Source organism: Salinibacter grassmerensis (genome assembly GCF_947077765.1).
In the GTDB taxonomy this organism is placed as follows: domain Bacteria; phylum Bacteroidota; class Rhodothermia; order Rhodothermales; family Salinibacteraceae; genus Salinibacter; species Salinibacter grassmerensis.
Genome location: NZ_CAMTTF010000001.1, coordinates 233596 through 258179, shown reverse-complemented (window position 1 = coordinate 258179; position 24584 = coordinate 233596). Strand labels below are relative to the sequence as shown.

At 61.1% G+C, this 24584-nt stretch carries 20 protein-coding genes; 3 read left to right on the top strand and 17 right to left on the bottom strand.

The window, feature by feature from the left end; all coding sequences use genetic code 11:
• The first annotated feature begins 61 nt into the window (after window positions 1-61).
• Together OJB03_RS00990 and OJB03_RS00985 are read left to right on the top strand one after the other, a co-directional pair.
• Entirely contained in the window at window positions 62-229 is a 168-nt protein-coding gene (locus OJB03_RS00990; protein ID WP_263784470.1) for a hypothetical protein, read from the top strand.
• A 27-nt stretch (window positions 230-256) separates the two neighbouring features.
• Entirely contained in the window at window positions 257-2248 is a 1992-nt protein-coding gene (locus OJB03_RS00985) for a T9SS type A sorting domain-containing protein (RefSeq protein WP_263784469.1), read from the top strand.
• Between the two features lie 225 nt (window positions 2249-2473).
• Here the strand turns inward: OJB03_RS00985 and OJB03_RS00980 are convergent, their stop codons facing one another.
• Entirely contained in the window at window positions 2474-3496 is a 1023-nt protein-coding gene (locus OJB03_RS00980; RefSeq protein ID WP_263784468.1) for a hypothetical protein, read from the bottom strand.
• Window positions 3497-3597: 101 nt separating this feature from the next.
• Here OJB03_RS00980 and OJB03_RS00975 point away from each other — a divergent pair, with 101 nt between their 5' ends.
• Complete coding sequence (locus tag OJB03_RS00975; RefSeq protein WP_263784467.1) at window positions 3598-3882, top strand: PqqD family protein; 285 nt, start codon at window positions 3598-3600, stop codon at window positions 3880-3882.
• Window positions 3883-4921: 1039 nt separating this feature from the next.
• Here OJB03_RS00975 and OJB03_RS00970 read toward each other — a convergent pair.
• The 16 genes from OJB03_RS00970 to OJB03_RS00900 all read right to left on the bottom strand — a co-directional run bounded on the left by OJB03_RS00970 (window position 4922) and on the right by OJB03_RS00900 (window position 24467).
• Complete coding sequence (locus tag OJB03_RS00970) at window positions 4922-5896, bottom strand: phosphoenolpyruvate carboxykinase (ATP) (RefSeq protein WP_263784466.1); 975 nt, start codon at window positions 5894-5896, stop codon at window positions 4922-4924.
• A gap of 525 nt (window positions 5897-6421) precedes the next feature.
• Complete coding sequence (gene asnB, locus OJB03_RS00965; RefSeq protein ID WP_263784465.1) at window positions 6422-8329, bottom strand: asparagine synthase (glutamine-hydrolyzing); 1908 nt, start codon at window positions 8327-8329, stop codon at window positions 6422-6424.
• Window positions 8330-8393: 64 nt separating this feature from the next.
• Window positions 8394-8687, bottom strand: coding sequence for a PqqD family protein (locus tag OJB03_RS00960; RefSeq protein ID WP_263784464.1), 294 nt, complete (start codon window positions 8685-8687; stop codon window positions 8394-8396).
• Window positions 8688-8750: 63 nt separating this feature from the next.
• Window positions 8751-10661, bottom strand: a complete 1911-nt coding sequence (locus tag OJB03_RS00955) for an ABC transporter ATP-binding protein (RefSeq protein WP_263784463.1) — start codon at window positions 10659-10661, stop codon at window positions 8751-8753.
• Window positions 10662-10712: 51 nt separating this feature from the next.
• Window positions 10713-12011, bottom strand: a complete 1299-nt coding sequence (locus OJB03_RS00950) for a hypothetical protein (RefSeq protein ID WP_263784462.1) — start codon at window positions 12009-12011, stop codon at window positions 10713-10715.
• Between the two features lie 238 nt (window positions 12012-12249).
• Window positions 12250-13215 carry a glycosyltransferase family 2 protein gene (locus OJB03_RS00945; protein ID WP_263784461.1) on the bottom strand — a complete coding sequence of 322 codons (966 nt, stop codon included), beginning with the start codon at window positions 13213-13215 and terminating at the stop codon, window positions 12250-12252.
• Between the two features lie 439 nt (window positions 13216-13654).
• Window positions 13655-14674, bottom strand: coding sequence for a glycosyltransferase family 2 protein (locus OJB03_RS00940; RefSeq protein ID WP_263784460.1), 1020 nt, complete (start codon window positions 14672-14674; stop codon window positions 13655-13657).
• 63 nt (window positions 14675-14737) lie between these two features.
• Window positions 14738-15688, bottom strand: coding sequence for a phosphoenolpyruvate carboxykinase (ATP) (locus tag OJB03_RS00935; RefSeq protein WP_263784459.1), 951 nt, complete (start codon window positions 15686-15688; stop codon window positions 14738-14740).
• A gap of 235 nt (window positions 15689-15923) precedes the next feature.
• Window positions 15924-16076, bottom strand: a complete 153-nt coding sequence (locus tag OJB03_RS15690; protein WP_423816348.1) for a lasso RiPP family leader peptide-containing protein — start codon at window positions 16074-16076, stop codon at window positions 15924-15926.
• Window positions 16077-16249: 173 nt separating this feature from the next.
• A complete protein-coding gene (gene asnB, locus OJB03_RS00930; RefSeq protein WP_263784458.1) occupies window positions 16250-18175 on the bottom strand; it encodes an asparagine synthase (glutamine-hydrolyzing) in 1926 nt (641 codons plus the stop codon).
• A gap of 76 nt (window positions 18176-18251) precedes the next feature.
• A complete protein-coding gene (locus tag OJB03_RS00925) occupies window positions 18252-18542 on the bottom strand; it encodes a PqqD family protein (protein ID WP_263784457.1) in 291 nt (96 codons plus the stop codon).
• Between the two features lie 42 nt (window positions 18543-18584).
• Window positions 18585-19670, bottom strand: a complete 1086-nt coding sequence (locus OJB03_RS00920; protein ID WP_263784456.1) for a nucleotidyltransferase domain-containing protein — start codon at window positions 19668-19670, stop codon at window positions 18585-18587.
• A gap of 728 nt (window positions 19671-20398) precedes the next feature.
• Window positions 20399-21277 carry a glycosyltransferase family 2 protein gene (locus OJB03_RS00915; RefSeq protein ID WP_263784455.1) on the bottom strand — a complete coding sequence of 293 codons (879 nt, stop codon included), beginning with the start codon at window positions 21275-21277 and terminating at the stop codon, window positions 20399-20401.
• The gene (locus OJB03_RS00910) at window positions 21274-21843 is read right to left on the bottom strand and encodes a WcaF family extracellular polysaccharide biosynthesis acetyltransferase (RefSeq protein WP_263784454.1); all 570 of its coding nucleotides are present in this window, start codon (window positions 21841-21843) and stop codon (window positions 21274-21276) included. The genes OJB03_RS00915 and OJB03_RS00910 overlap by 4 nt, the downstream gene beginning before the upstream one ends.
• 27 nt (window positions 21844-21870) lie before the next feature.
• Window positions 21871-23055: a glycosyltransferase gene (locus OJB03_RS00905; protein ID WP_263784452.1), complete on the bottom strand. Its 1185-nt coding sequence runs from the start codon at window positions 23053-23055 to the stop codon at window positions 21871-21873.
• Complete coding sequence (locus OJB03_RS00900) at window positions 23055-24467, bottom strand: exosortase Y-associated Wzy-like protein (protein ID WP_263784450.1); 1413 nt, start codon at window positions 24465-24467, stop codon at window positions 23055-23057. Before OJB03_RS00900 ends, OJB03_RS00905 begins: the two co-directional genes overlap by 1 nt.
• Window positions 24468-24584 lie beyond the last annotated feature (117 nt).

The following is a 24584-nucleotide window of genomic DNA, read 5'->3' as shown; positions in this document are numbered from 1 at the left end:
TCGGCGCTCGCCTCCACGCGGTTCAGGACACGCTTTTTGTCGAATCTGACCTCAACTGCCCATGCCTTCCGACACTCCGTCCTCCGATGCCCAATCCTCTTCACAGCCCGATGAGCCCGACGCCCCCGAAGACCCGCGCAAGCCGTTTGTCAAGCCGGAGCTGCGGCGCGAGACGGACCTGATCCGCGGCACGGGGGACCGCCATTTCTTCGAGTCGACCGCAAGCTGATTCTCTCCCTGCCTCTTGCCCTCTGCCATGCGACATGTGACGTGTCTTTTCGTTCTCGGGCTGCTCTGCGGCGGCGCCCACGCGCAGAGTGACTTCGTCGTAGAGCAGTCGGCTCCGGCCTACGGCGCGGCCGGTGTGTCCCTCGCCGACACCGTGGCCTTCTCGTTTGCCCAAGAGATCGGCGTGAGTACCGACTGGGACTCGCGGTTCGTGGAGGCGCCCCGCGCCTCACTGTCGATCGATGGCGTCTCCCTCTGTCTCAATTTTGCGGGTCCGTGTGGCGGGGGCGACGATGTCCCCCGCCACGTGCGCTTTCGGGTCAGCCACCAGCCGGACGTCGACTACACCTGGCTGGTGTACGCCGTGGAAAGTGCGGGCGGAACGCCAATGGCGGAGCCGTACGCCCTGCGCTACACGACCGCCCCGGACGCTGGGGAGGGCACGATCTCCGGCTCGGTCAGCGCGCCCGTGCCCGCTCAGAAATTCCTCTCCTCCCCGGCGTCCGACATGCGCCCGACTCTTCGCACTTTGGCCAAGGGCTTACGGCAGCGTGGACGCGGGCACCTCGTCTTCGACGCCGCCGAAACTGACCCTGAGATGAACGAGGCGAGATCACTCCCTTCCAGCCCCCCTCAGGCCCGCGTCCGAACGATTGGACCGAAGGCCGCGGGCAACGGCCCGTTTACCCAGGTCCTTCTGCTCGACGAGTTTTCGATCGAGGAAACCGACTGGAATATTCGGGGCGGGGACGCGCTGATCGGATCGTCCGGGGACTATGGCGTGGAGTTCGTGCGGCCGGGCACCTACGTCCCCATCGCGGTCCGCTACACCAACGGCTCGAACACGACGATCGACGCGCTCGGCTTCCACGACCCCGACGGGGACGGCTCGCCCAATGCGGTGGAGATGGGTGGGGGCGAGCAGACCGGGGTGGACCTGCAACTGTTCGAGTTCCCGCGCACCACCGCCCGCGCCGCGCCCAACCTGCCCGTCGCCCGGGACTCGGCGGCGCACTACGCGCCGGACTCGCAGCTCCGGTGGGTGCAGGCCGAGACGGGCCCACGGCCCAACGGCACCGCCTACGCCTGGACGTACCGGTTCTACTCGCCGTCGCAGGATCTGGGGACAACGGTGACGATCGATCCGTTGAGCGCAGACGTAGACACGACCTCGGGGCCCGGCCTTCTTCCAGAGATGGGCCCGATTCCGGAGGGCTTCATCGACAGCGACGAGGCGCTCCAGATTGTGCTGAACGACGGCGGACAGGACCTCGTCGATTCGTACCCACCGGATCGGCTGACGACGCTCCTCTCCGGCGGAAATCTGTTCTGGACCGACGCGCCAATCCCGTCCGAGGAGTTCTGGCACGCCCGCCTAATCGGACACACGAGCTCTAGCACTGAGACCTTCGAGCGCTACCTCAACATCGAGACGGGCGATGTCCTGCCGGTCGAGCTGACCCGCTTCGCGGCCTCGACGACCGACGATGCCGTTCTTTTGCGGTGGCGAACGGCCACCGAAACCAACAACGCAGGCTTTGCGGTGCAGCACGCGCCGGGCGACTCGACAGTGGCGGCCGACTGGCGGACGCTGCAGTTCGTGAAGGGCGCCGGGACCACGCAGCGGCCGCAGACCTACCGGGTCCGCACACCGGACCTGCCTCCGGGCCCGCACCGCTTTCGCTTGAGGCAACGGGACCTGGACGGCACCGAATCATTCTCCGACGTGGCGGCAGTGACGCTCGGCCTGGACGCCCCCCTCCGCCTGACGCCCCCCTCGCCCAATCCGGCCCGGCAGGCCGCGACCCTCCGGTTCGGCGTCCAGACAGCCTCCACGGCCACCGTGGCGGTCTACGACGTGCTCGGGCGCAAGGTCGCGACGCTGCACGACGGCCCTCCGCCGACCGGGCGGATGAAAACGGTCCGCCTCGACGCCAACCGATTGCCGAGCGGCACATACTTCGTGCGCCTGACGGCGGAGAATCGCACACAAGCTCAGAAGTTGACGGTGGTGGAGTGAGTACCGCCACGGGAGCAGGTGTCGCCACGATAATGCGTGGACCTGCCTGGCCCCTCTGTAAAGCCCTGTCTGGGAGAGACAACCTGCCCGTACGTTCGAATGGGCCCTGGATCGGGCTCAAGGCGACGAACGGTACGGGCTCGCCGGCGCGCGGTCCTAGATTGGTTCCTTCTCGAAGCGGATAAGACCATAGGAGACATGGACTCTGTTTTCCAATCCCTGGCTTTACCCGGACACGGCGTCGGAGGCTGGTCCGTCCGGCAGCAGCGGAGCCAGACGCGTGTGCACCGTTCGGGGCTCCTCCAATACGTCGCGGCCCGCGTAGAAGCGATGGGTGTGTGTCTGGTCGACGAGCCGACGGAGCACGGACAGGTGCCGGCCGGCCACATCAGGACGCGACGACAGGAAAAACGCGCTTTGGGCAAGGAGCTGTTCGAGCGCCGGCTTGGGCCCGATCGGTTCCACGCGGCTCGTCGGCGCGTCGGCAATCGTGGGCAGAACGAGGAGGCGGGGCGTGCAGGTCGATTCGGACTGCCCGGGGTACAGACGGTCAATGCCGACCTGCCACTTCGACGCGTCGCTGAGGGACGCGGGCCAGTCGGGGCCGTCGAGCTCGAGAAAGCAATTTGCTGCGCCCGGATCCACGCAGAGGGGCCGCCGAAAGGCATGCGCCCTCACTCCATTGCCTGTGGCTCGAAGCAACGCTGTGTCGTCGGACAGGGCCGCCCACCCGTGGCGGAGCAGGCTCAAGGTAATTGTCGTCTTGCCCTGCCCGCTCCGGCCCGGCAGGAGGACCCCACGGCCCTCATGGGCGAGCGCCGCGGCGTGCAGTGGAAACCAGCCCTGGTGTCGGAGCAGGAGGCCGAGACTAAGGACCACGAGATGAAACAGCGGGTCTCGCTCTTCCTGATCCGGGTCCTCAAGCAGAGCCGGATGCACCTGGCCTTCGGCCCAGCCGCTCTCCGGATCGACCACGGCGGTCGCGTTCTCGTGGACCAGGACCATCTGCTCCGGCGCGTCCCAGACCTCAATCCCGCACTGGGCGCTTGTGCCGACGTGTCGCGCCGTGCCTGTGGGCGTCTTGAGCGACGTGTGTACGTCGAACGCGAGTCGAATGTCGGCGCCAGCGTCCGCCCTGGTTGGTTCGGCGCCCTTGTAGCGCAGAATCCGCCGCAGCCGCTCTCGTACCGCAGGGCTGCCACCAGCGGCGCGCAGACGAAGGCCGTGGAGTTGGTAGTCGGGCAGCATGGACACGAGCCTCTTCGGTCCCTACGACAAAATGCTTTTCCTCGTCGCCGGAGCCGTTCTTTCAATTAACCGATGATATGTCACAAGCCTCTGCAGCCCCCATGCGTTCGTACCGTCCCCGTTCCCAGGTCGTCTCCACCACGATCGACGAAGACGAGTCGGTCCTGCTCCACCTGGAGGCGCAGCAGTACTACTCCCTCAACGAGACCGGGCACCGCATCTGGCAGCTCCTTGCCCAGGGCCGCGATGCCAGCGCCATTGCGGCCGCGATTGCTGCGGAATGGGCGACCCCGGAGGCCAAGGCGCTGCGGCACGTACGTTCGTTTCTTCAGGAGCTAGGCGAAGAGGGACTGGTGGAGAAGGTGCCCGACAACGAAACGACGTAGCGAGGAGTCGCCGTCGCTCCTTCAGGCGAACCGCTGTGCGCTCGACAACGTCTCGGCGTTCATATTTTTACACATCACAGGTCGGGAGTCCGGTATATTCTCGTTTTGGGCCGGAATCACCGACTCGATGTTCTGCTTCGAGCGCCACTTTCGATTCTCTTTAGAGAAGTTATGTATGACTAAGCGCAAGAGCGATATTATTGTTTGGGATATTGGGGACCTTCCCCCGCCGTGGGGGAGCACTCACACCGTACTCATTATGTTACGCATGTAGAAAAGGATTTTTACACCAGTTTGTGTAGGCTCGCGCGCGGATGGCGATTCACCCTGAGACTAAGGGGCACAGGAGTGCCGCGCGACCGAGAAGACTCTTCTCAGCCGACCTTCTTCGGACAGTATCAGGGTTCGGAGAAGGGTTTTGTTAGCATAAGCTCGGCCAGGGAGACATACCGACGTTGAGAAGCGTACTGGCACCGATGCCAATGGTGACGGAGGGCGTATACGCCCGTCTGGGCAAAGACCTCAGCACCGAGTTACACGGACGAGGGTTCTCCGGTTCGACGGCATGTCGGGGCATGAAGGCGCTGAATGAGCGGGTTCAGGCCCGGGCCGCACCCACCTCAAGGGTCTCGCTTCTTAGGACTCGAGGCAGTACAGCTGGGGCCCGCGGCCGGACGGCTGTTCGGTCGATGACCGGCGTGCCGAACGTTCGCCTAAGCAAGAACAGGCAACGAGAGATTGTCGCGGGGTTCTGGCGATCCTCATCGGGACTGAAACAGGTTGGTGCCGGTGCAGCCGACAGCTCAAGGAAGCGAGCCCTCGCCTATCAGAAGCGGAGCTGGCCATCCGCAATTGTGCGGGAGGAGATCAGAAAGTCCCTGAAGAGGGCTTCACCAGTCTGACCCGACAGGGGTATTGCTCACACTTCCGAAGGAGGCTTCCGGAACGAAGATGCTCTCCCCAGTGAGGCGGAGACTAAGGAGCGGACGCTCTCCCAACTGATGACTGAAGCCAACCGAACAGGATGAAGAACACCTCTCTACTGCGGGCGGTCTTCAGAGCTGTCCGAAGGGCGCGTGGCCCTGATGTCATCCAGAATTGTGTGGTATACGGAAGGGAGAGCGTCCATCGACTGCGGGCGGCTAAGTACGGACATGGGAATTCGCCGGGCCAGCGCCGCACACCGGTCAAGGTGCTCCGGATCTGCGCCGGTCTCTTCCAAGAACATCTGCACGAACGCGTTCGAAAGCAGGACCAAGCACGCCTGCTTGGTCCCAACCTGTCTGATCTTCACCTCCTGCTGGTCTGAGCTCTCTTCGTGGTAGCCGAGCACGTAGACGTGTCGCAGGGGCAAGGGAGAATCCGGCTGACGCTCGTGGATGGGAACGATCCGTTTCGAAGAGCCCGGGACTGTCCACTCCAACTTGTCGCCACTCCGTTCGAGAACCTCGCTGAGCGAACGTTCGCCCAGTTTCATCCACGGGAATCCCGGGTCGACATGTGGGGAAGCGTCCGTCGAGGAGGGGCGACAGGCAATCAGATCGTCGGAGAGGAGCCTGTGTCCCTGCTCGTAGAATAGCGAAGCCGTGGTTGACTTGCCCACGCCCTTCGGTCCGACAAAGGCAATGGTACCACCATCAATTTCAACGGCGCTTGCATGGATCGTCAGGTAGTCCCGGTCGTGGAGCAGAAAGGCTGCGATGTACACAGCGTAGTACTCAAACAGAGACTGATGTGTCGTCCCTTGACTGGGAAAGAGCTTCACTGTGTCCTGCCCAATCTCCACACTCCCGAACCGGGAACGGATGCAAATGAAGTCACTGCAGCATTCTATGCATGTTTTCGCCTCAACTTCGGATGTCTCTAGCTTTTCCCCGCGGTGAAGAGTGACTTCTACCGTGGAAGACTTTTCGTAAGTTGACTGGGGACGGAGCCGTTTTAGCGAAAAGTCGGATGAGAAACAGAGCCCATGTGCCTCATAGCTGAAGAGGGGACTGTCATGCGACACATCCATTGGCAAGAAGCGTCATGGTGGTTGAGGGTGTTTAAAGGATGAGTCTTGGGACGGGCAGTGTTTTCACTAATGAGAAGTGAGGTGGTCACCTGTTCAGTGAAATACCTGTGGGGTAAGAGGGATGTCTATTCTGGCAAGGATCCAACTCGAAGCCATCAACCAGCCCGATGACCTGACTGGAAACGGGACACTGCTTCTCCTCAACGTAGTATGGGGCAGGAGCAAATTCACTACGACTTTCCATGTATCTAATGCAGTGAGAGGCCCTAGGTTTGCCACCGTTGCCGTTTAAGAAGGATCCTGCCGATGAGTATGCCCCCACTCGTCTGGGTCCAACACCTCGTCTAACTGACAAAAAGAGCCGTCGAAATGCCACCCGTGACCGACTGCACCGGTGATCTCATGGGCGTCTCCGTATTTCGTTACTGAGGGAGGAGTGTAGGAATCCATACTCGTGTGCTGTGTCTTTGACTTGTAAAACAATCTAACTAAAAATCAGGCTAGAGAAGGAGACGCCTACAGATATCATCTTTTGGATTTCGTTCGATGATCCAAGAAGTACCCAAGCCGGAGAACCTGTAAAATCGAGACGAGATCTACCGACCGGGCCGCTGATGGAGCCTGAGTAAACCGATCTACCGTAGAACGAACGACCTCCACGTCCATGTACGGGGCAAAGGAATCCTCCATGCCCTCGATGACGGTCTGCACATCGAGTGCGGAGCGGGTGAGGCTTTGAACCACGCTGGGTTGAAATTCGGCCTTGTCCGTGCGGGTCCGAACCTGCTCGGGGAGCACCGACCCCACTCCGGACCGCAGAATCTGCCGCCCAACCCCTCGCTTGCGCTTCACCTCGGAGGGCAGGGAGAGGCAGAAGTCCACGACACGCGGGTCCCAGAACGGGAACCGCGGCTCCACGGACCGCAGGCTGGCCATTTGGTTAAGCTCTTCCAGGGCGCCCGGCTGAATCGTGCCGGATACCTGACGAAAATGACACCGGCGTTCCGTCGGAGCGGACGCAGGGGCCTGCTTATGGTGACGGTGCCGCCGGTCGGCAATCTGCGTGCGCTGGGCCAGGCCCGAGTCTATCAGCTGGGGGAGGGTCTCCTTCTGCCCAACAGACAGCCCGGCCGACTGGAGAAGGCGAAGCACCCCCATCCCGACTCGGTTCGGCAGCCGCCCGTAGCGAAGCCAGTAGGCGGCAAACACCCCTGGCCAAGACCTTTCCTCACCCCGGAGGTTGCCGCGAAGATCACGGATCAGTGCCCCCCACCGTCGGTTTCGGGCCAATTCCCCAGGGTAGCCGTGTCCGTGGGACGTAACCTCGTCTCCTCCGTGACCGTCGAGAACAACGTTGAGCCCGGCGTCCTGCACCTCCTGGTGCAGCAACTGTAGCAGCGACGGCGTATGAGCGAGAGTGGCCTTTTGCTGAGACGCAAGATAGCCAGGAAAGTCTTCCAGCAGGTCGTGGTCGCCTCCCTCAACGAAGTGGGCCCGGTAGTCGCCCTGATCGAGCACGGCGCGGATGTATTCGCTCTCGTCCACTTCCGGGACCTGCTTGTAGATCGCCGAGAAGGTGTGAAGGGGGTCCGACGACACCTCGTGGGCCGTAACGGTGACGGAGGAAGAGTCGAGGCCCCCACTCATGAACGCCCCTGCGTCTCCCTCGGCCCGCAGTCGGTCTTCGACGGCACTCGAGAACACCTCCCGGAACGCCTCGGCGTACGCCTCATCGGAGCCAAGCGCCCGCTCCTCAGGAAGCGTGAGCGTCCAGTACGCGTCGGCGTGAAGGCCTCCGCGATTGATCACGGCGCGGTGACCGGGAGGCAACCGCAGGATGTCGTTGTAGAACGTGTACTCTTTGCTCAAGTGAATCCGAGCCAGAAAATCGGCGACGCGGGTGTCGTTGATCTCGCAGGACACCGCAGGATGGGTGAGTACAGCGTTGATCTCGGACCCGAACACGAAGCGGGGTTCAGACCAGCAGTAGTGAAACGGCCGCAGCCCCATCCGGTCCCGGGCGCAGAAGAGACGATCGTTGCGCCCGTCCCAGATGGCAAAGGCAAACGCGCCTCGGAGGTGCCTGGGCGCTTCGCCCCCCCACTGCCGGTAGGCATCCAGGATCAGCCCCGCGTCCGTTGCCTGTGGATCGTCGCTGCGCCGGAGGCCCAGCTCTGAGATCAGTTCGTCCCGGTTGTCGATGCGGGCGTCGGCGGTCAGCACAAGATCCCCCTCAGGGCCCACGAGGGGCTGGGGGGCGTGGGCCGCTTCCGGGGTCGTCCGTAGCGCGAGATGCCCGACGCCGACGGACGCGTTGCACTGCACTCCCCATCCGTCTGGCCCTCGATGGGACTGGGCCTCCAAGAGGCGATGAAGGACGGCCCGGTCTACGGGGCGCTCGTCCGTGTAGCAGATGCCAGCAATTCCGCTCATAGAGGCTAGATACTCACGGTGGCACTGCGGACTTTAACGCTTGCGGGGTGCCTGGATGAGATGGTCAGTCGCGCACGAGAAGAAGGTCAAAGTCTTCCATCTCATCGATGAACGTGAGTACGTCTTCGGCGATACGCTCGTAGTCTTCGTCCGGAAACGCGTCGTGCAAGGCATCGACGACGCTGCGGATTGCGAGGCTCCCCGTCTCTGCGTCCTCCACCATGCGGAGCACGTGGTCGCCAACCGGATTCAGGCCGTAGTACGTTCCCGTCTCGGGATCCAGAAGGATGCGCTCGTCCTCCACCTCGGCGCTCGCGAACGAATTCGTTGCCGCGATGGAATCATCGAGGGAAGCCATGTCGGGTCGACGTTAGGGCTTGAGAATAGGGGGTACTGCAGGAATTTTAACTAGGGATGGCCGTCAGGACTGTGGGGGCGTGCCCGATGAGACCGGTGGGGAGACGGGAGCGTTTTCCGGTCCTGTATCGGCCGCTCGCCATCCGTGCTCTACTTGATTCCGCCAGGATTCTGCGTAGTGTCCCTCCTGGTCCACAAGTTCTTCGTGCGTTCCCGACTCAATGATCTCGCCGTTGTCCATCACGTGGATGATGTCCGCGTGCATCGCGGTCGTGAAGCGGTGGGTGATGATGAACGCCGTGCGTCCCTCGTCCACGAGACGGCCAAAGCTTTGTAGCCACTCGTTCTCGGCCCACGAGTCCATCGCACTCGTCGGCTCGTCGAGGATGACGATGGGGGCGTCACGGTAGTACGCCCGAGCCAAGGCAATCCGTTGCCACTGCCCCCCGCTCAGATCTGTCCCACCCCTGAACCACTGGCCCAGTTGTGTCTCGTATCCATCCGGAAGCTTCATGATTGTCTCGTGGATCATGGCCCGGCGGGCCGCATCCCTGAGCGCGTCCGGATCGGGCTCACGGCGGATGTCACCCACAACTATGTTCTTGGCTACTGTGGCCTGGTATTGAATCGGCTGCTGAAACAGCGTCGTGATCTGTTTGCGTAGATCTTCGACACGATAATCACGGATGTCAATCCCATCGACGAGCACACGCCCCTCCTGTGGGTCGTAGAGGCGGCCAAGAAGCTTCGACAGAGTCGTTTTGCCGGCTCCATTTTCACCGACAATGGCCGTTACTTTTTGGGCAGGGATGGTTAAGGAAAAGTCTTTTAGCACGTGAGCATCGGTCTCCGGGTAGTGAAACGAGATGTCTTCAAAGGCGACGTGCTGTTGCGGAACGGGCAAGTCATCTCGTGGCTTATCCGGGTTTTGGATTGTCGGCTCGAACGATAGGAAGTCGAACAGGTGTTCAAGAAACATGGCATTCGTGTAGAGCTTCCCCGCATTCTGGAGCAAACTCCGCATCAAGCCCTGCCCTTCTCGGAAGGACCGGTAGAACAGCCCCAGATCGCCGATTGTCGCGAGCCCGCGCATGGCCCGCCACGCCATGATTCCCATCACAATCCCCATCGCGGCGAGAGCCGTCAGCCCAGCCCCAATCGTCGCCAAGCCCTTGTTCTTTTCGAGCTCGATGCGCTCACCTCGAAGCCAGTCCCGAATGTCACTGTACGCCTCGGCGAAGTGATCGGTCAGATCGAAGGCTCTCATTTCCTGTGCCGCGTAGTCGTACGTCAGGATCAAATGGTAGTACTGCGCCCGCCGGCGATTCATGGTTCGTCTCTCCCACCAGTCGTGGTACTTCTGGTTATGCTTGACTACCACGTAGAGGGCCGGAAGGGTGCTAAAGATGAGCACTAGTGGGATCCAGAGCCCGTACGGAACGAGAATGCCGGCAATTGTAGCCAGTGTGATGCCGTTCTGCAAAAGCCCCCCTAGTTGTTGCAGCACCTCCAAAGATTTGTTGCTGGCCTGGCTACTGGCCTGATTGAGGGTGTCGTAGTAGTCGGAAGACTCGTAAAAAGCAAGGTCAAGCCGACCGGCCTGGTCGTGAATTCGGTTCTGAATGTGGTCCTCGACGTGCTGAGCCTGAGAGGTCTGCACCCATCCATTGACGGCCTGGGCGACCTGTTGGAGAAGGAGCACAAGTGCCATAAGCCCGCCCGGAATGACGATCAGCTGGGCATTCCCCCACGCCAAGCCTTTCCCAATCGCTTGGGAGGCGCCATCCAAGACCCACTTCGTCAGATAGACGCTGGCTCCCGGAAGAAGGCCTTGAATAACCAGGAGGATTCCCCACGCAATCATCCAGCGGGCGGCAGCCTCCCACATGAGAGTCAGCGCTCGGGGCACGTAGGCGAGAAGACGGCGAACGTTCTGCAGGGCCTCACTGGGCTCCGGAAGGTTTCGGTCGCTCATGGGATGGGTCGATTCGTGAAGCCGAGAGTAGCGGGCTTCCTTGAGAGAAGGCTACGGACGGGCCTCAGAAAAAGCCTCGACGGTTGGGGCCTGGCAAGACGCGAGCGACTTCCTGTACAATTGAAGATCTGCACGGTCTCCGTCCATCTCGACCGCCGATACCGGAATCTTCTCGTCCTTCTCAATTTTGGTGGTCACGCGCACATCATCGGCTAGGGTCACCGGAATGCCCGGCTGCCGGTCTTGATTAGCGCAATTCTCGATCAGGCCGTAGCACGCGTAGCCCCCGATGCCGTCGAGCTGATCACCGGGGACAAGATCTTTTTTGGCGTAGGCGTATACGTCGGCCACGTGCCCGTGCTCCGGCTGCAGGAGCGAGCGATCATCAAGAACGGCGGTCGCAATGGCGTCCATCGCCTCTACGTGGCACAGGTGATAGGGACGGTAGAAGATGTAGAACGGCCCCTCGCCCCTCTTGTAGTACTCCATCATCCGCTGTTGGTAAGCGTCCTCGCAGTATCCGACGGCGAACACGCCCCCGTTCGGTTCGGCCCCTAGAATGTAATCTACTACGGGACCGTGCTCCTTCCAGAGCGCTTCTAGGTCGAAAAGGTCATGTACCTCTCTTACGTGGTCGGCTTTGGGGCCATGCATCCCAGGCATGGGCGTCTTGAGGTTCAGGGCGTTGGCCAAAAGGGCCATCTCCACGCCGAGCTTCGTCCCATCCGTGTACGCGGTGCACATGTGGTAGTCAAGATTCCGCTTGTCCGCCTCAGGGATGATTGAGGTCGGATTTGCGTAGCGATCGAGGTATCCTTTGATGTTGCCGGCCATGACCAGGTCGAACCCCCAGAGCCGCAAGTCGTCCACGAGACGCTTAATCACCCCGTGCTGGTCGCCGTCACAACTGGCGTACGTGACGCCCTGCTCCGCAGCCTGTTGCATGAGGTAGGGGCCGAAGGCCAGATCTGCCTCGGCGTTCATCATGACGAGGTGCTTGCCGTGGTCGAGCGCCACTGGACAGAACCGGGCGGCGTCCTGGATGGCGTTGGAGGCATCGATGAACACCTCGGCCGGGTTGGCCCGGGCGGCCAGCGCGGCGTCCTTGCAGACCGCCATCTGACCATTCCGAATGCAGTCGTGAAGAGCCCCGATGTCGGACACCACCTCGTAGGGAACGTCGGCCGCTTCGGCGCAGTCGATGGCGGTTTCGAGGTCGGGGTCCGCCAATGCCACACACCGGAAGGCGGGCGTCGCCAGGCACTGGTGAAGCAGCCCGCGGCCCATCGCCCCGGCCCCGGCCATCGCAACATCGATCGTCGAGTCGAGCGCGCGGAGGCGATTGCGCATCTCGAAGGGTCGGCTCCCGGACGAGGCTGGAGCGCCGGAATGAGAATTCGGCTGTGTCGGGGTCATGACAGCTTGGAAACTGAGAGGGAGATAACGAGAGAGGCGGCCGAGTGCGGAGGTCCACTCCTGGCGATATCCGTACCCATCGCTACCGATGGCCGGCAATGCCGAGATGATGACGAGTAGGAACGCCAGCTCTGGGGAGTGATGGGACAGGCATCGTTCCGACTTGGGCCTACTAGCTTAGAAGTAGTTGTCGAAAGCGAAGCCACAAGGGGTACATTGCTTCTGCGTACTGGAATCCGAGCGTCCGGTAGAGCGCTCTGTACAAGCGTCCTGGCCCGAACGCCGCGTCCGACGATCGGAAATGTCCCCGGACGAGATTCTCATGCTTGCGCGCGGCCAGTTCGGGATCGTGTTCGTAGAGTCCTCGCACCGCCTGGATCATGTCCAGATGAAGGGCCTTGGCCCGGGCCTGCGTGAGGCGATTGTGGGAACGCAAGTGCCGCAGAATTTTCGCCCGTAGGTCTAGGAAGGTGCTCCACTGCGCGATACGGTCGGCCATGGAGGCCGAGGTCGCCCGCACATACCGGGTCGTCAGTGAAGCAGGGTCCTCCAGCATCTGGCAGTCGTGCGTGAGCATTCGAAACATGAGCCCGGTGTCCAATGAGAGGCCATCTGCGTCCTGCCAGGCGCCCGCCTCTTGGATGGCAGTCTTTCGCCAAAGGTTGCTGCTCGTTCGCCCGAGCCGGGCATGAATCAGGCCGATCCAGGGATCAGCAGTGTTGACGGGTCGGGTTTTGGGGGCACGTTCTTGATCCGGGTAGACCTCTTCGTAGGCGGCCGCTACAAAGTCTGGGCGAAACGAGCAGTCGGCAATCAGCTTGGCTTGGTGCTCCAGTTTATTGGCCTCGAGTACATCGTCGTGGTCGAGGAAGGCCACATACTCCCCGTTGGCTATTCTGAGTCCCGTATTGCGGGCCCCGCAGATGCCCTGGTTCTCCTGAGCGTGAACGCTTAGATGCCCGTCGTCCTCCTGAATGGACCGGAGCACCTCAAGGGTCTCATCGGTCGACCCGTCGTCGACACAGATAACTTCCTCGGTCGAGAACGTTTGGTTCAACGCGGAGCGGACCGTGGCCTCGACGAACGTCTCCGAGTTGTAGCACGGAATCACGATTGAAATGTCGGGGCGGGGAGTCATCTATGCAAAGTCTTCTGATTCTAGAAACGCCTCTTTCCACACCATGAAGCAAAGGAGGGACTAGATGAGATAGGGGCGCCGTCCCGTTCCGCTGACGTGGCGTTTCAACTCACGCCGAACAAAGTCGGTCTCAAGCAAGCCGTCGTCCTGAAGAGAGTCCGGAGACAAGTACGTGTCTAAGAGAGGACGAAGGGCCCCTTGAAACCATACCCAAAAAGGAGCACTCTGCGCAATCTTCCGGTTTTAAGCCATCTCATGTGGTAGTATGGTGTCCGCGGCCTATCGAATCAAAATCTTTCGGATTGACTCTTGATACGGGGGCCAGAGGGGCTGTCAAAGGGACTGCAGCCAGGAAGACACTTGGGGCAAGGTATATGCTGTTCGGCACGTTAGCATAGGTCATGGGAAACTTGTCCCTCCGCTCTGATGCCGGGGTAACTTATGGCTTTGATCCTTCACGACGCTGAGGGAGTTGCTCACCGCGGATTTTTCCGAGCCCCCGCTCTTTGTAATGTCGGGGACGCGTCCGCTCTCGGAGGTATTGGCGGAGGCTATACGCGTTTAGGAGGGTCCAAAATTCCCGCCGCTCGATTGGGGCCGGACGTGCCTTAAACCAGTGAAGCCATCGCTGGACGGTCCAATCGGTCAATCGCTTCGCCAGGATGAGTTGAGGATGGCGCCACACCTCATACGCATGAGACTGATGGGTCCAGTCCTCCTGGGAATAGTGGAGCCAGTGGTAGCGGATGTACGCGAGCGATTTCCCGCGGGCGATGGCTGCCCGGATGAACGCGTCTCGGGTCAATCGTTGCTCATCGAAGTGGTGTTCTACGGCCGTCTTCGTGACCCTCCCGATTCGATATCCGGCGCTTCGCAGTTGCCAGGAAAACAGCGTATCCTCCAGCGCGCCCACCTGGCTCCCGGGGCCCAGTTCGGGATCGAAGCCGGGCACATCCGCAAGCACGGCCCGGTCGAACGCCATATTTGCACTGATGATGTTCTGGGGAGTCTCAGAATCAATGGACTCTGTTGAGGCCAGGGCCGTGCGATGAAACGGTTGCATCCAGGTCCGCTCCAGGTGAGAGGGAAGCTCGACCGTCCCGGCGACGGCATCAGCCTCGGTCTCCAGGATTGGCCGCGTCATGCAGTGGAGCCAGTTCCCCGGGACTCGGACATCGTCATCTAGCCACAGAAGGAGGCGCCCTTCCGCGTGTTGAATGGCAGCATTCCGAGCCCGCGCAACTCCTGGGGTTGGCTCGGTCACGCGACGGAGCGGCATGCTCTCAGCAGAAGTGGCCCGTATCACCTCGGCGGTCTCATCCGTCGACCCGTTGTCCACGACGATCAACTCGGGGTCGAGGCGATCCGGGATCGAGACTCGACTGACCGACTGAAGCGTCTTCCGTAGGTGGGAAGCTCGATTCCGCGTACAGATCAGTATGGAAACAGGAATCGCCATTGCGACACGGACAGTAAATCAACGGTCCCCCTCGTCAGACTGGCTGCGCGTTCAACTGACAGCTTATGCTTCGCTGGATCGTCCGTTGGGGGCGTGCTCCTGCTCGATGAAGGCAGCTAGAGAGGAGAGCGCGCTCAGGGACTTTTCGCGGCGCAGGCGGCGGACCGGTACGGACTGTGCAATTTCCGCACTCCGCTTTAGGTGATGTGGCGTGACAGCTTCCTCAGGAAGCAAACGACCCACGTACGAGTTGCGAACGAGTTCGATGCATGCATCTTTGCCCGTGATCGCTTCACTGAATGGAGCCGAAAACCCGTTAGGTCTGTTCTCGTCCTCCTTGTAATCGAGCACGTACATGCACTGTAGAGGAAGAGGCTCATCCACGAAATTCTTTTCCGCTTCGAATGAGTGCTTAGGCCCTCCCGGATCAATCTTGGGAATGCGGTCCGGGTCTTTGTTGACGGACTTGACGATTGATTCGGGGGTCAGCTTCAGGTGGGGAAAGCCAGGATAGGCCTGTACGGAGCCGCCAGTCGTGTCGAGCACGAGAAGGTCGTCGGTGATGATGGGGTGTCCACGCGAGTGAAGGGCGGCCGCGGTGGTTGACTTCCCCATCCCCGAGCGGCCCACGAAAGCCACAGCGCGCCCCTCGATCACAACGGCGCTTGCATGGAGAGTGACAAGTCCCCGCAAATGAAGCAAGAGCCCAATCGCGATTCCGGAGACTAAAAAGCGGAATCCTTTCTCTTCGGCTCCCTTCTCCGGCGAAACAATGATTCTTCTGTCGTCACAGACCTTAACCCCTCCGATACTCTTGATGTAACACAAAAACCCCTCGCCTTCTCTGGTGACCTTGGAAGAATATTTTCTATCTGGAAGGGAGGGGCTTTCCATACTTCCGTATTTAATCTCGGCATGAATGGGCCCTTTCCTTTTCGCGTTCAGCTCCGGAATTCGCACATCTGAAGATATATTGATCCCGAATGCGCTGTACAGATGCCTTGTATCTTCCATTATAGATAGTCTTGAGCGTGTTGCCTTGTTGGGGAGATACCAGCCGGTGGGATCCGTCTCCGGCTATTCTGAACGGAAGTTGGATTCAGCTCTTAATCCATTAACGAGTAAGACACCTGATAAGACGTGTCGAACCCAGTTCACCAGTCTGCACTTTCCTAAGTTGAGCCCACATACAGAAAGGCGGGAGTGAACACTCCCGCCTTTCTGTCTTCGAGTGAAGAGTAGTAGACGCTTATGCGTTTGCATCATAACCCGGGTGGCCAGGGCTGTACGCCGTGTTATCACCTTGGCCATCAGACGAAGATGCACCGCCTCCGCGCGTGACCTCTTCAACGGAGCCGTAGTTCACGATTGACGGCTTGATGTATTCCTTTTTTTCGTTCATAACAGTACCCCACAATTGTGAGAAGAGTAATGGACTGCGGACGATTTCCGCAGCATGATAGCTACCTCTAGGCTAATGCATCAGGTGATATACTTGTTGCACTTATTATTCGGAATATGAAAAAATATGGCGCAATTATTCCTCATCTTTTGGATTATTGATATCAGCTTCCATCACAGATCTCTGTGGCGCAACCAAAGAGCAAGTGAAAGGGCACGCCAGACGAAGAGCCCTTTGCCTTCGTGGCCACTACCGGTTTTTCCATCGAGGTAATTCCGCACAGCCTCTCGCAGATGATCAGAAGATACGAATCGGTCGACACCGCCGAAGTCATCATCCATCAAACGGTTAAGTAGAGGACGCTCGTGGGCTATGAGGTTCTCATCGAGGGCGAGACTCAAGTCTCCCTTGTCTTCCCGCCACTGCACGGCCGATGGGAGTACTCCTTCCATCGCACGACGCATGACAAACCGGTCCCACCCCCACCGGATTTTTTGTTCGGGAGGGAGAGCAAGACAGAATTCCACGAGGCGCTTGTCATAGAAGGGATATCTGGTCTCCACCGACGAGGCCGCCCCTACCTGATTCCACAAGTCCAAAATGCGCTTCATGACCGCCTGGTCCAGCTGCGCACGGTGATGTTCGTGGTCTGTCTTTGGAGCGGACCCGTTGTCGTTGCTTACGTGAGGAGCTACTTTTCGAGCCGTCTCTTCACTCAGCATGTTCTGCCACGCGGGGCCCATGTGACGTTCTGGAGCGTCTTCGCTCTGCCCCTTCAGGTATTGTCGCACTTTCATAAGCTGAGAAATCACAGGCAGGGAGACGACAGACCCCTTGACCCAGTTCCAGGCCACATGCCGTGGAGACTCGCCCCAATGGTTCGCCAAAAGGGCGGCCTCCGTTGCCAGTCTTAGTAGTCGGCCTTCCTCCCGGAGCTCGTAGAAAAACCCCTTCCCATATGAGACGGTCGTATCTCCATCGAATCCATCAAGCATGACCCGGATGCCGTGGTCTCTTGCACTACGGTTGGACCTCCAGAAAATGTATATATTTCCAGCCGTGCAGGCGCCATCTACATATTCGTAAAGCTCGTCCCAATCGGCGAGTGGACTTTTTTCGTCTCCTTGAATGAAGTGAGGCTGGAGCTCGTCGTACTTCGAAAGCACGGACTTGATATAGGGGCTTTCGTCGGATCCCGTCTCCTCCCCGAAGACTGCTGAGAACGTATGAACCGAAGGAGAGCCCGATGATCTTCCGGACATCTTGGCTGCCTGACACGCAATCGATGAGGAGTCCAGCCCCCCGCTTAGCATACAGCCGACGGGAGTGGTGCTTCTCAGCCGCGCCCCTACGGCATCCCTAAACAGGGAATGAAACCGCTCGGCGTACTCCTCGTCGGAGGAGAGCTGCACTTCTTGGCTCGGATCAAGCGCCCAGTACTGTGTTTCTGTGGCGTGGTTCGGCCCGACGGTGAAAACATGTGCGGGAGCCAGTCCGGAAATGTCCTTGAAGTACGTGCGCGTCGAGTCTTCTTCGATTGGTGTGAGGAGGTGGTCGGCAAGCCGGACCTCGTCGGGTTCCTCGGGAACGTCGTCCAGGGCAAGCAAGGATTTGATCTCGGAGGCAAACGCGAAGATTCTTCTCTGCTCATGATAGTAGTAGAGCGGTCGGACTCCGAAGTGGTCAATGGCACAGAATGCGTGTTCTTCCCTCGGGTCCCAGATCGCGAAGGAAAATGCCCCGAGCAGGTGCTGAACGCAGTCCCGCCCCCATTCTTCGTAGGCTCGTAGGATCAGCGTGGTGTCCGGGATGACCCGGTCGGGGTCTGTGGGCAGCCGAAGACCCTGGATGAGATCCTCTCGGTTGTCGATTCGTGCGTCGGCGGTGATGACACAGCCGCTCTGCGAACTTTCTTGGGGGAGAGAGGCGTGAAGCGATTCAGGAGTCGTGTGCAGCATGCAGTGCCCAATTCCGACTGGGCCACTGGTCCAAACCGCCTGTTCGTCCGGACCCCGGTGCTCCATTTTATCGACCATCCGGTTAATATCGGTGTCAACCGGACGCCCGTCCAGATAGTAGAGGCCCGCGATGCCGCTCATACGCCGTAGAGGGTTTTTGGAAGGCATGGCCCAAAAGCCCCGAGCTCATCAGGGGGCTCCTGCCCGAGAGTAGACCTCACTCCTTGATCTCGATCAGATCGTCCTCCTTGAGGTCACGGAGTAGGGAGAGTACATCTTTGAGGCACCGCTCAGAATCCACATCGTACTCGGCCGTGATGGCCGCCACAATCTCTTCGACGGTGGCGGGCTCTTGGACTTGGTCCCAGACCCGAGCCCCGACGGGATTCAGTCCGTAATAGATTCCTTCCTCCAGGTCTAGAATAACGCTCTCCCCGTCCACTTCTGCGGAAGTCTGGTGCTCCGCCGCAACGATGACGGAGGACTCATCGATCATGGTTGATTCCATAGGAAAGGGGCGGTTCTTGCAGGGTTCTTGCGTGACAGCTATCTACGGCCTGAGCAGGCCCGACCAGAGGTGATGCAGTACCGAGTGGGCCCCGTAGCGCACCTGGTCCGTGAGGGAATCCTTCGTCGCAATCTGGAGATGCACGCGATCCGTAAGCGGCAGCGATGACTGCTGTGGGCGGCTCTGCAGATATGATTTCATGGACGCGAAAACGTTCTCGGTGGAGCTATCCAGAAAGCGTTCCTCGACGCGGCTCGGGAGCATCACATCCAAAAGGCCGCGGGCCATGTGAAGGCCCAATTTCAGCGCGCGGGTGCAATTCATCGTTTCCGCGCGGGCGCTCAAAGCGTCCCAGTCCATGTCTGCCCCCCGAATAGTGGCCGCAACGTCCGCGACGTGGCGCAGGGCCCGCCACTGATTCTTGATGCCATGATGGACGAGCACCAGGAGTCGATCTTCTGGGGAGAACCCCGTCACCACAGCGTCGTCGGCGAGGCGAACAGGACGCGCCTGCTCCCAAAACGTATGGAAGTCCGAAGAGAACGCATATCCGGGCGGCATCAGCCGGGTGTGCACATCCAGGGTGAACGTATTCCCTCGCGTAAATTCCCACTGGCCATCGAGGTAGCGGGACAGGGACGCTCGCCACCCACTCATGCCCTTTCGCTTGGGAGCGGGCTCGTATCCGAGATCATTTAGGAGGCGGTCAGCCTCTGAAAATTGATCACCGGGGATTGCCACGTCCGCATCTACCGAGTACCGCAGGGCAATGTCGCCGTATGCAGATTGTGCGAGCACAGGGCCTTTCATGGCCAAGAGCGGCAGTCCCGCATCGTCGAACCGCCGGCACACGCGGCCAAGCTCCTGCGCCAGAAATGTGTTGCGGATCCGAACGCCCCGTCTGTGCTCTTGAATCTGCTCGTGCATCGGAGGCGGAAGTTCAGGGCCGAGGAGGTCTTCCAGGCCTCGAAAGAAGAGCGGAAGCACGCGGTGCTGGCGCGCCAGGCGCTGGACGGCATTCCAGTCGACACCGGCCTCGAGGAACGGCCGGGCCGCCTCGCGCCGCGCCGCGTCAGAGCGGTGCGAGAGACACGTTTGAACGAACTCATATGTGTCAGAACCGGACATCTCCATACGGGCAATGTCCTGAGTGTCAGAGGATGAATCTTTTGTAAGGATAGCACCCTCGGCCGAGGGTAGCAAGGGACGTGCTACCATGGACCCTGCGGAGCGAAGTGAAGAGGAGAACTGTACAGGAAAATGCCCGACCCTGCGGTACAGACGTGTTTCACGGCGTAATGTGGGGCATGGTACCGAGCACAAACTCACTTTTTTATTCGCAAAGACCAGAGAGGTGCTCTTTTGCGGAAGGCCAGCCTCTACGCTTCGATCGAGCAAAAAAGCGAGGGCACAGTCGCCAGACCCGAGGTGCACTCTCGCAGACACTACCGAGGCCGAAAATAACAAATTGCGGGATACGCCGAAACCAATCTGCTTTCTCAAAGGGTGATGCTCTGAACGGAAGTGCCTCGGGAGACCCACCTCAAGAGTAGAGTCCCAAGTAGGCAGCGAGGTAGGTGTATGGAGGGGAAGAGCGTTGTCTTCGGAGCAGACACTCCATTGAACCAACTCTTTCAGAGCAGTAGTTTTGGATGATGATCGGGCTTTTCTACGAGATGAACAGACGCGATACAGAACGTTGCTGGCCGAACCGGTTCGAGCATTGAGAATACACGGGGGAGCAGCGCGCCTCTGGCTCTCTTCCTCAATCGAAGCGACTCAGTCCAAACCCTCGCTTTCTACACAGGCTCCGCCTTCAAGAACAGCGAGCAGATCGGTCTCGGAAGCACTCTGCGTTACAACTGCGGGGACTGCGGGTCTTGTTCAAGCGGGGCGTCCGCTGACTCCTCTGCATGGGTTCGGCTCCCATCGCGCGCATGCTCGCGCCGTTTAAGGCCGATCAGGTACTCGTAGAAGGCGAGCAGGATCGCGTAGTCGAAGCCCGGCCGCCCGTCCAACAGGCCAAGGCGCCCGACATACACGTACAGGAACCGAAGCAGCGGGCGACAGGGAAGCGCGTAGGAGAGGTCCTTGAGGGCCCGGCGCCGCGCCTGTGCAGTTCCCGTCAGGAGTGACGACCAGTCGACGTCCCGGAGCGCCGTCGCCCGGGCGTGGCCCGCCTCGTCGGACGAGTAGCGGTTGTGGCGGCGCACCCAGTCAGAAATCCCCTTCGAAAAGGCGTGGTGCCGGAGCGGCTCGTCAATCGTGCCGACCTGCTCGGGCGGAAGGGCGCCGCGTTGCCCGTGACCCACCTGCGTGAACGTGAGCGCCTCGCGGCGGCCGAAGCGTACCTGGTAGGTCGGGTACATCCCCGCGTGCTTGAGCCATCGTCCCTGAAAGATCAACTTCGAGGGCACCCGGTAGGCCCGGTGCTCGCCGCGGCCCACCGCCTCCCGGAGCGACTCGCGCAGGGCCGGCGTCACGCGCTCGTCGGCGTCGAGGTGGAGCACCCAGTCGTGGCGGAGGCCTCCCGCTTCCAGCCCGTAGTTGCGCTGGCTCGCGAAGTCGTCGAAGTCTCGGTGTAGGACGCGCGCTCCTCGATCGCGGGCGATCTCGACCGTGCGGTCTTCGCTTCCCGAGTCCAGCACGAGCACGTCGTCGGCCCAAGCTACCGAGTCGAGGCAGTCGCCGATGTTAATCTCCTCATTGAGCGTCAGGACGAGAACGGAGATCATGGCGACGGGTCCGTATCCAGGGTGCGTTCTTTGATTGTACGAGCGGGGTTTCCACCGACAACGGCCCACGGCTCGACGTCCCCCACTGCCACGGCCCGTGCCCCGACGACGGCCCCCCCACCCACAGTCACTCCAGGCCCGACGAACGCGTCGGCACACACCCAGGCCTGGTCTTCGACGGCAATGGGCGGCTTTCGGAGCGGCATGGCGGGGTCGCTCGCGTCGTGCGTCCCCGCACAGAGGTGCGCCCGCTGTGAGATCGTCACCTGATCCCCGATCTCAATGGGCCCAAGGTTATAGATGAGAGCTTCCTCGCCGACCGAGCTCCAGTCGCCAATCGACAGGTTCCAGGGGAAGTAGATCGTAGCGCGGGGGTGAATGCGGACGTTGCGGCCCACCTCGGCCCCGAAGAGGCGCAGCAGCGCGTTTCGCGTGCCGTAGAGCAGGCGCGGCGTCCACCGGAACAGCATCGCCCCGACGCCCCACAATATCCGCCGGACAAGTTCGCCCACGTCGTACTTTCGGGCCGACCGGTTAGCGGCAATGTCGAGCTCCGGGTCTGCCATAATCGTACCTGTCCGAGCAGAAAGGAACTACGCCTGCCGAATGACATTGGGACGAGGCCCGTCGCTCAGCAGCCACTGGTAGGCCGCTGTCATGTTCTCCGCCACGCCGGGCCAGGAGTACTGCTCTTCCACAAGGCGCCGCCCCCGCCGCCCCATCACTCGCCGCGTTTCGTCACTGGTCTCAACGGCCGCCCGCAGGGCTGTGGTAAGCGCCGCCTCGTCTGGCTCTACCCACCATCCACAGTCGTGACGCTCCAGGTCCGTCCAGGGCGTTCCAGTCGTGGTGAGGGCCGGAACGCCGGCCGCGAGCGCCTCGGCGACGACGATTCCGAAGTTTTCGCTGTGGGTCGGCAGGACGAAGAGGTCGGCCCGGCGGTACACGTCCCACTTGTCCTCGTCGGGCACCGATCCCGAAAACTGGATCGCCCCTTCAAGCCCGAGCCGCCGGGCCTGCGCCTCCAGCTCCGCCCGGTGCCCGTCTTCGCTCGGTCCCACGATTTCCAGTGTCCAGCCCGCCGGACGCACCGCGGCCCAGGCCTCCAGAAGCATCGGCAGGCCCTTTTTGGGGTGGACCCGGGACAAGAACAGGGCCCGGTGTCCGTCGGACGTCTCGCGCCGCTCGCCCTCAAGAGGCCCGTCGGGCAGTGGTACCCCGTTGGGGATAATGGCCGCAGGCTGCCCGAAGCCTAGGTCTCGGAGCACGTCGACCTCTTCCTGCGACGTCACGTGAAAGAGGTCAGCCCGCCGAAGCACGTGCTTCTGATATGCCGTCCAGGCAAGCCGTTTCTTCCAGCGGTTGTGGTGGAGGGCCCAGTCCGTCAGCATCCCCCGCGTGCTGACCACGAAGGGGCGCTCTGCCTGCCACGCGACGAGCGCTGCGGCCGCGTTGGAGGGCAACCAGAGGCCATGGTCGTGGAGCAGGTCCGGAGAGTCCTGCCTTACTTCTGCCCGCAGCGTCCGGTAGAAGGCGAAGGGGGATCGGAGCCGCCGGCGCAGCCGTCCAGCCTCCACAACGGTGCGCGTGTCCACCCTGCCTCCCGGCAGGATCGAGGTCCCGTTTCCCTCTTCCCCCGGCACGGTCGTAACCAGGCGCACCGACGAGACTCGCTCCGAGAGAGCCTCACAGAGGAACGGCACGCTCCGCGACGGCCCGCCGTGGTCCGCCTGGGTGCTGGCGACGGTGTGCAGAACGTCCGGGCCAGGGAGCGCCATTACGCCGCAACGGGTTGGTCCTGCGGCTCGCGAACGAGGTACCCCGTCGTGCGCCCCGCCACGAAGAGCGCACCCATCAGCAGGAAGCTCCAGAAGACGGTGTTGAAGAAGAACTCGAAGGCATTGCTCAGCCAGAAGACCTTGAAGAGTGCCGTGTAGACGAGCCCACTGCCCAACAGATACCCCCCAAACCACCGCTCTGCCAAGCGGGAAGCCCAGGAGGCCAGCAGACCGTACAGCAATCCCCCCAGGAGGACCCCGAGCGCTCCACCAGAGAGGTACGCATCGACGACAAACTTGGGCTTGGCCGAGGCAGGCGTCCCACGCTTCACGACGCCCGCCTCGTAGACCCGCTCCATCGCCAGCCGCTCCATGTTTGGCTTGCCGGGCCATACGGCCCGGGGGATCACCCCCATGGCCCCGTGCTCTGCGAGCGTGAAGCCGTAGTGCGGGTGCTCGTCCGGCACATAGTCGATGTAGTCCGTAAACATGCCGATTTCGGAAAAGCGGTTGGTCATGAACTGCCAGTTGATCTCGGCCATTGGCGCGTCGTCACTCAGAACGCGCTCGTAAGCCATTTGGGCTGCCTTCTCTGCTTCAACATTACCCCGCCAGTTTAAGCTCCGGATCACCCCCACGTATGTAGGAAGAACGGCAAAGAGAACGACGAGGACGGCCGGGGCCAGCACCGTCATCGTGCGCCTGTACCACGGATACAGGAAGATGGCCAGGAGCAGAACGGCTACGATCACCTCGCTCTTTTGCCCGCTCAGGAGGGCCTGGAGGAAGTTGACCCCGTATACGCCCACGTTGGCCAGCATCAGCGTCCGGCGGCCCTGCACGATGGAGACCGCCAGGCTCAGCACCGAGGCCACGAACGCCAGGGTCGACAGGCGCCCTTGAATTTGGCCCAGGCCGGGCACCCACGAAAACGCCAGGGATGCTAGGAACAGCCCCCCGGCCAGGTAGAGCATAAACCAGGGCTGGCTCATACTCGTGCGGAGCTGCCATTCTCCACTCCGCCGGTAGTCCATCGCGGCCAGCACGCCCGTCGAGACAGCGGCGTGGCCCAACACGTAGTAGCGCTGGGCCTCCGCAGCTAGGGCAATCTTCGGAGCCGAGGCCGCCCGGAATGGGTCGTGGCTGAGGTAGAAGTAGCCCTGTAGGTCGAGGAAGTAAAAAATGGACGTAAGGGCCGTGTACCCCGCAAACATGAGCTGCGTAAGCCCGATGGGCCGGAAGAGCTGCCGGGCGAGCGACCGTCCCCCCGGGAGCGGCTTCACGGTGCTCGACAGGGTCAACCCCAGAATATAGAGCGACCCGCTCCAAGCCACCAGATACGAAACGGTGGGGCTCTCCCACAGAAGCACCGCCAGGACATATGGTATGAAAAGGAGCCCGTAGCGGAGCATTCCGTAAGGAGAAAGATAGCAGGATTGAGGGAGGAAAGAGCGAATAGAGATGCTGAACGCCTCCTCGCGATTGGTAGATGCTTCTCCGACGCTACACCTTAGTTCTCAGGCACTACA